This is a genomic window from Pallidibacillus pasinlerensis (assembly GCF_009996845.1).
Taxonomy (GTDB): domain Bacteria; phylum Bacillota; class Bacilli; order Bacillales; family Caldibacillaceae; genus Pallidibacillus; species Pallidibacillus pasinlerensis.
In genome coordinates this window covers 1-7,389 of sequence record NZ_JAACYS010000102.1, presented here as the reverse complement: position 1 = coordinate 7,389, position 7,389 = coordinate 1, and the positions used below count along the sequence as shown (strand labels likewise).

General features: G+C 34.3%; 6 protein-coding genes. 1 reads left to right on the top strand and 5 read right to left on the bottom strand.

The features are described 5' to 3' along the window. Positions 1 to 47 precede the first annotated feature (47 nt). From GW534_RS15135 to GW534_RS15120, 4 genes are all read right to left on the bottom strand, one after another. Complete coding sequence (locus GW534_RS15135) at positions 48 to 1,670, bottom strand: sigma-54 interaction domain-containing protein (RefSeq protein WP_161921821.1); 1,623 nt, start codon at positions 1,668 to 1,670, stop codon at positions 48 to 50. A gap of 149 nt (positions 1,671 to 1,819) precedes the next feature. Continuing rightward, positions 1,820 to 2,152, bottom strand: a complete 333-nt coding sequence (gene ytxJ / locus GW534_RS15130) for a bacillithiol system redox-active protein YtxJ (RefSeq protein WP_161921820.1) — start codon at positions 2,150 to 2,152, stop codon at positions 1,820 to 1,822. Between the two features lie 19 nt (positions 2,153 to 2,171). Continuing rightward, entirely contained in the window at positions 2,172 to 2,573 is a 402-nt protein-coding gene (locus GW534_RS15125) for a YtxH domain-containing protein (protein ID WP_161921819.1), read from the bottom strand. 20 nt (positions 2,574 to 2,593) lie between these two features. Beyond that, positions 2,594 to 3,052, bottom strand: a complete 459-nt coding sequence (locus GW534_RS15120) for a DUF948 domain-containing protein (protein ID WP_161921818.1) — start codon at positions 3,050 to 3,052, stop codon at positions 2,594 to 2,596. A gap of 281 nt (positions 3,053 to 3,333) precedes the next feature. On the opposite strand from GW534_RS15120, the gene GW534_RS15115 reads away from it, so the two are divergent. Further along, a complete protein-coding gene (locus tag GW534_RS15115) occupies positions 3,334 to 4,449 on the top strand; it encodes an aminopeptidase (protein ID WP_161921817.1) in 1,116 nt (371 codons plus the stop codon). Positions 4,450 to 5,724: 1,275 nt separating this feature from the next. On the opposite strand, the gene murC is transcribed toward GW534_RS15115, so the two are convergent. Then, on the bottom strand, positions 5,725 to 7,035 hold the full coding sequence (gene murC, locus GW534_RS15110) for a UDP-N-acetylmuramate--L-alanine ligase (RefSeq protein ID WP_161921816.1): 1,311 nt from the start codon (positions 7,033 to 7,035) through the stop codon (positions 5,725 to 5,727). Positions 7,036 to 7,389 lie beyond the last annotated feature (354 nt).

Sequence of the window (7,389 nt, the reverse complement as noted above, 5' to 3'; positions counted from 1 at the left end):
AAAAGAGATTTTGCTTTGTACTCTGCAAAACCTCTTAAACCATTCAGTTATTCATTAGATTTAGGCTTGATATTATATTTCTTCAACTTCCGTACGACTGTTGGCTGACTCGTTTTTAAAGCTCTTGCAATTTCATACGTATTGCCATATTTTTTGGCAGCTTTCTCAAGTAGCTTTCTTTCCGTTTCTTCGACGGCATCTTTTAATGAAATTGGTTGATTCGTATTTTCTTTGATGCTTTTTTTATATTCGATCGGCAAGTGCTCAAGGCTAATTTTATCCTGAGGTGTCGTAACAACTAACCGTTCTATTAAATTTGCTAATTCGCGAATATTACCCGGCCAATGATAAGATATTAAAAAGTCCATCATTTCGTAATCAAACTCTTTATTTAATAAATATTTCTTATTAAACTTGGATAAAAAGTGGTGGATTAAAGGTAAAATTTCATCACGGCGTTCTTGTAATGGGGGAATATATAAAGGAATGACATTTAAACGATAATAAAGATCCTCCCGAAATTCACCACGCATCACCATTTCATGCAGATTACGATTTGTTGCAGCTATAATGCGAACATCTACTTTTTGAACCTTTGTACTTCCAACTTTTTGAATTTCTCCTTCTTGTAAAACTCGAAGTAATTTGACCTGCAAGTTTAATGGAAGTTCACCTATTTCATCTAAAAAGAGAATCCCTTTATCGGCTAATTCAAACATACCAGGCTTGCCCTTTTTACTCGCTCCAGTAAAGGCTCCTGCTTCATAGCCAAATAATTCTGATTCCAACAATTCTCGAGGTATTGCCCCACAATTTACTTTAACAAGTTTCCCCTTTTCCTTACGATTACTATTATTGTAAATAAATTTTGCTAACACATCTTTCCCAACACCTGTTTCACCTAAAATTAAAACCGTTGCATCAAAATTAGCAATCCGTCTAGCTTGTTGATAGATTGTCTTCATCTGTTTATTTTTAATAATTACCCCGTTATCACTTGTATCAATTTGTACGTTATCTTTTTCGTGATAAAAATGACTGTTTTCTGTAAGTATTCGATTCAATTCAGTCAAATCGCGAATAACCGTAACGACTTTTTCGATTTCTCCTTTCTTATTTTTAATAGGCGATCCGGTAAGGAGTGTAATATTACCAATATGATTTTTTTGCACTAATGAAACGGTTTTTCCTGTTTTAACAACCTCTTGGGTTACGGAATTTTTCAGTATCCCTCTTTCCATCAATTGACTGACATTTTTCCCGGTATAATAATCTTTCGGTATTCCCGTAATTCGTTCAATCGCTTTATTTGTTTTAAGGGTCACTCCTTGTGCATCTGTAATATATAATCCCTCGTAAACTTCTTCAAAATAAGCTTCGATATCTTTTAACTCCTTCTTTAACTTATGAAACCCATCGGACTTAGTACCAATTAGAATATATTGTTCCTTTGTATAAGGATTTTTTATAAAAAGATGTTCGGCATAAGATTCATTCATTAACAATTGATAGTCAAATTCATTATCATATTTAGGTAGAAACTCACGAACGTCAATATCAACCTCAGCGTTAGGGAAAATATTTTTAAACGACTCGTTAAATTGAATGACTTTAAATGCTTGATTAATTAGAGCAACAGGAAATGGCAGCTGACTGAATTCCACATTCATACACCCACTTTTAAAGTATAATCCGAATCATTCTTAAATATATAATAATACAAATATTCCGTCATTTCACTTATTAATAAATTCAGTAGCGTTTTGATATAAAAAAACTGTTCATCGGCCTTGTAACCGTTGAACAGTTTCATTTTGTATTAATCGAGATTTACTTCTTTTTTAATAGCATCCTTCGTTATATTCTGATGTGATGTGTGCCATTTTACGGAACCATTTTTAAGATAAAATATTTGTGGTGATTCATGTTTTATGGAAAAATGATCCTCAATATAATTTGATAATGGGCGACTTTCTTGAACGGTCAAATAATACCCTTTGATTTCCTTATTTTCTTCTAAATATTGATTAAATTGTTCAAAGGCCGCTTGGCTAATTGGACATGTAAGGCTATGTTTAAATAACAAGTACGACTCTTCCTTAGCAAGTAAACTTTGCAATTCTTCCATTTGCTCCAATTTCGACAGTCCCATTTCCAAACCTCCAATCGCTCTATTTTTTGGAAGCTTGTAATTCATCAATTTCTTTTGATAACTTCGCAATTTTTCCTTTTGCATCTTCAAGTACTTTTTCAGGAGAATCAATATGTTCTCTTTTTACTTGTTGTACTTTATCAACAATTTCCTTCGTTTGCGTTTTTACAGCTTCAGTCAATTTTATCGCTGCATCATTTGCCTGTTCTTTCCATTGTCCACTTTTTTCAACTAACGTATCTTTCACTTCACCTGTTTTATCTAAAACAATGTTAGCTTGACTTTCAATATCTTTACGTAATTCTCTACCGGATTTTGGTGCAAGAAGTAATGCCGTTATTGATCCAACAACACTTCCAATAACTACTCCTGTTACAAAATTACGAAAAGCACGTCCTTCACCTTTATTATTTTCTCCCATTAAAACTCCTCCTTTTTATTTCATCCTTCTACATTTTCTTGTCTTTGAGCTTGTTTTTGCTGTTTTCGTGTACGCATTTCATCCCATTTTTCCTTAATTTCTAGAGCAATTTGTGCCCAGCTAACGACTTGCGATATTTTTTCTTGATTTTGATTCACACGGTTTGTTACATTTTCACCAACTTGAGCAAGAGATGTGTTAAATTGTTGAATCGTTTGCCCTATACCTGTTGCCGCATCAATGACAGAATCTATTTTCTCTGACTTTTTTTGTAAATCGTCAGCTAAAATATTCGTTTTTTTCAATAGTGCTTCCGCTTCTTTCGATACTCCTTTAATTTGTCCTTCTAAGTCGTCAACAGTATTTGATGCCCGTTCTAATGTTTTTGAAATCGTTTTTAAAGTAGATATGATATAAATGACTAATATAACAAATGCAATCGCAATTGCACTTACACTTATGTATAAAATAGCTTCCATCTAGTGAGCTCCTTTCAATTCCGAAAAAATTTCAATGTTCTTAACTCTATTAAAACATTTTTCATCATTAGATTCCAGTTAAATTAGAAAATTATAGAAATTTTTATTTATATTTAAAAATAGATCGTCTATGCTAGTTTCAAATTTAAACTTACTAGTTCGTATTGAAATGTTAACGTAAACAATTGATTTTTTCAATGATGCAATTCATTTTAGCTAAGTATAATTTATTACCATATTTTAGTAGAATAAGTTAAGAAAAAGAAATAGGAGGAATCTTCATGAGAGATGCACGCTTAGAAAAGCTAGCGTATAACTTAATTAATTACTCAGTGAATTTACAAAAGGGTGAAAAAGTTTTAATTGAAAACTTTGGGATCCAAACGGAATTTGTTACATCATTAGTGAAAGAAGCTTATGCAGCAGGAGGATACCCATTTGTTCTACTAAAAGATAATCGAGTTTCTAGAAGTTTGTTAATGGGAGCGAGTGAAGAACAATATGAATTAATGGCAGATGTGGAAGCAAAGCTAATGGCAGAGATGGATGCTTACATCGGACTTCGTTCCATTGATAATACGAGTGAATTTTCCGATGTTCCCGCTGATAAGATGCAAATTGAAGGAAAAACAATTGGTCAAAAAGTACATACAGAAATTCGTGTTCCGAAGACGAAATGGACGGTTTTACGTTACCCGACATCTGCAATGGCGCAACGGGCTGGAATGAGTACGGAAGCCTTTGAAGATTTTTATTTTAACGTATGTAATTTAGATTATGAAAAAATGTCGAAAGCAATGGACCCACTCGTTGACTTAATGAATCGGACTGACAAAGTTCGGATTGTATCACCTGGAACAGACTTAACATTTTCAATTAAAGATATCCCTGCAATTAAATGTGCAGGCCACGCTAACATTCCTGATGGAGAAGTGTACACTGCACCAGTTCACGATTCAGTAAATGGTGTGATTACGTACAATACACAATCCGTCTATCAAGGGTTTACGTTCGAAAACGTGAAACTAACATTTAAAGATGGAAAAATTGTCGATGCTGTAGCGAATGATACGGAAAGGATTAATCAGGTGTTTGATACCGATGAAGGAGCCCGTTATGTCGGAGAGTTTGCCATCGGTGTGAACCCATACATTTTAACACCAATGCAAGAAATTTTATTTGATGAAAAAATTACAGGTAGTATCCACTTTACACCTGGACAGTGCTACGACAATGCTTATAACGGAAACCATTCTAACATACATTGGGACTTAGTATTGATTCAAAGACCTGAATTCGGCGGCGGCGAGATGTACTTTGATGATGTGTTAGTGCGCAAAGATGGACGATTCGTTTTACCAGAGTTAGAAGCGTTGAATCCGGAGAATTTGAAGTAAGATTGTTAAAAAATATAGGGCTACTTCTAAAAGAGGTAGTCCTGATTTTTATATTATTATGCGATTTCTCGATGACATTTAGAGCTACTTCTACTTGCATATTGTCCATGAGACGTCTTCTCGGTGACATTTCAACTCGAATCTACTTCCTTTTTGTCATCGAGACGTCTTCTCAGTGACATTTTAACCCAATTCAACTTTCTTTTTGTCATCGAGACGTCTTCTCGGTGACATTTTAACTCGAATCTACTTCCTTTTTGTCATCGAGACGTCTTCTCGGTGACATTTTAACCCAATTCAACTTCCTTTTTGTCATCGATATGCCTTCTCAGTGACATTTTAACTCGAATCTACTTTCTTTTTGTCATCGAGACGTCTTCTCGGTGACATTTCAACTCGAATCTACTTCCTTTTTGTCATCGAGATGCCCTCTCAGTGACATTTTAACTCGAATCTACTTTCTTTTTGTCATCGAGACGTCTTCTCAGTGACATTTTAACTCAAATCTACTTCCTTTTTGTCATCGAGACGTCTTCTCGGTGACATTTCAACTCGAATCTACTTCCTTTTTGTCATCGAGACGTCTTCTCGGTGACATTTCAACTCGAATCTACTTCCTTTTTGTCATCGATATGCCTTCTCAGTGACATTTTAACCCAATTCTACTTTCTTTTTGTCATCGAGACGTCTTCTCGGTGACATTTCAACTCGAATCTACTTCCTTTTTGTCATCGAGATGCCTTCTCAGTGACATTTTAACCCAATTCAACTTTCTTTTTGTCATCGAGACGTCTTCTCGGTGACATTTTAACTCGAATCTACTTCCTTTTTGTCATCGAGACGCCTTCTCAGTGACATTTTAACCCAATTCAACTTCCTTTTTGTCATCGAGACGTCTTCTCGGTGACATTTCAACTCGAATCTACTTCCTTTTTGTCATCGAGATGCCCTCTCAGTGACATTTTAACTCGAATCTACTTTCTTTTTGTCATCGAGACGTTTTCTCGGTGACATTTTAACCCAATTCAACTTTCTTTTTGTCATCGAGACGTCTTCTCGGTGACATTTTAACCCAATTCAACTTCCTTTTTGTCAACGAGACACTTTCTCAAGGACATTTCAACCTAAATCTTCTGCCACTTCGTCAGCGATTGTAGCATTACCGTTTCAGACTTGTAAGAAGCAAGCCCAAATGTTAAAAAAGCAAGCAGAAAATTTTCATTTCCACTTGCCTTTGCAACCCGAACTAGCTGCACCACAACTAGCTAGAATATATTACTTCACACCTTCATTTAAATAACTTTCATAAGCATCCTGATATTTATGAACGTCACCGGCACCCATAAATAAAATTACACTATTATCAAATTTAGCTAGGTCAGAAACACTATCTTCATGAATGACTTTTGCCTCCGGTATTTTTTCTTGTAAATCTTCAATTGACAAGTTTCCATGATTTTCTCTTGCTGAACCGAAGATTTCACATAAAAACACGTGATCCGCTAATTTCAAACTATCAGCAAAGTCATCTAAAAAAGTTTGTGTTCTTGTAAATGTATGCGGTTGGAACACAGCGATGATTTCTTTATCTGGATATTTTTGTCGCGCCGAATCAATTGTTGCTTTTATTTCTGTTGGATGATGTGCATAATCATCAACTAAAACTTGTGAGCCAACCTTCTTTTCAGTAAAACGGCGTTTCACACCGTGGAAAGTTTCCAATCCTTCTTTTAAAACATTTAAGTCAATATTTTCATAATGACAAATTGTTATAACAGCTAACGCATTTAGTACGTTATGTTCACCAAAGGTAGGAATGAAAAATGATGAATAGAAAGTATTTCTTACAAACACATCAAATTTCGTACCACGATCAGTTCGCTCAATATTACGCGCTTGAAAATCATTGCCTTCATCAATACCATAAAAAATGACCGGTACTTTAGCTTGAATTTTTTGTAAATGTTCATCATCACCATGTGCAATAATGCCTTTTTTCACTTGCCAAGCCATTTCTTGGAAAGCAGAAAATACATCGTCTACATTGGCATAATAATCTGGATGATCAAAATCAATATTTGTCATAATACAATAATCTGGATGATATGCAAGGAAATGTCTACGATATTCACATGCTTCAAATACAAAGTATTCAGCATCTGGTGTTCCCATTCCTGTACCATCACCAATTAAATATGATGTCGGTTTAGCCAATTCCATAACGTGGGATAGTAAACCAGTTGTAGATGTTTTTCCGTGGGCACCAGTAACAGCAATACTTGTAAACTTTTGACTAAAATCACCAAGGAAACGGTGATAACGAATGACTGGAAGTCCTAATTCTAATGCTCGTTGTATTTCTTCATGAGTATCAGGAAAAGCATTTCCAGCAATAACTGTCATTCCAGGTTGTATATTGTCTTTATTAAAAGGATAAATCGGTATCCCCGCTTTTTCTAATGCTTCTTGTGTAAAATAATAGGTTTCAACATCAGATCCGCTTACCTTTAACCCCATATTATGGAGGATTAGTGCCAATGCACTCATACCAGATCCTTTAATTCCTACAAAATAATAAACTGTCATGTTAGAACCTCCAACAAAGTCACTATATATGTAAATAGTATATGTATTCATGTTTGATTTAGGTGATTGCCTAACCAAAGTTTCGTAAAAAAACGTTCAATAAAATACTTATTATATTCATGTGTTTTAATAATCATTTTTATTATTTTCTTTTAAATTTTTTTAGAAAAAAATACCGTTAAATGTTCATTTATAACACTTAGAGTATTATAACACTTCCCTTTTAAAAAAACTATTTGAATTAATAGTACGTTTGAGTCAAGTATTTATAGGCAGTTTTTTTCACACCTTAAATTTGAAAACGGATTCAAACTCTTAGGATACTCTCTTGGTAAGAATTTTGCCTTTTTTAAA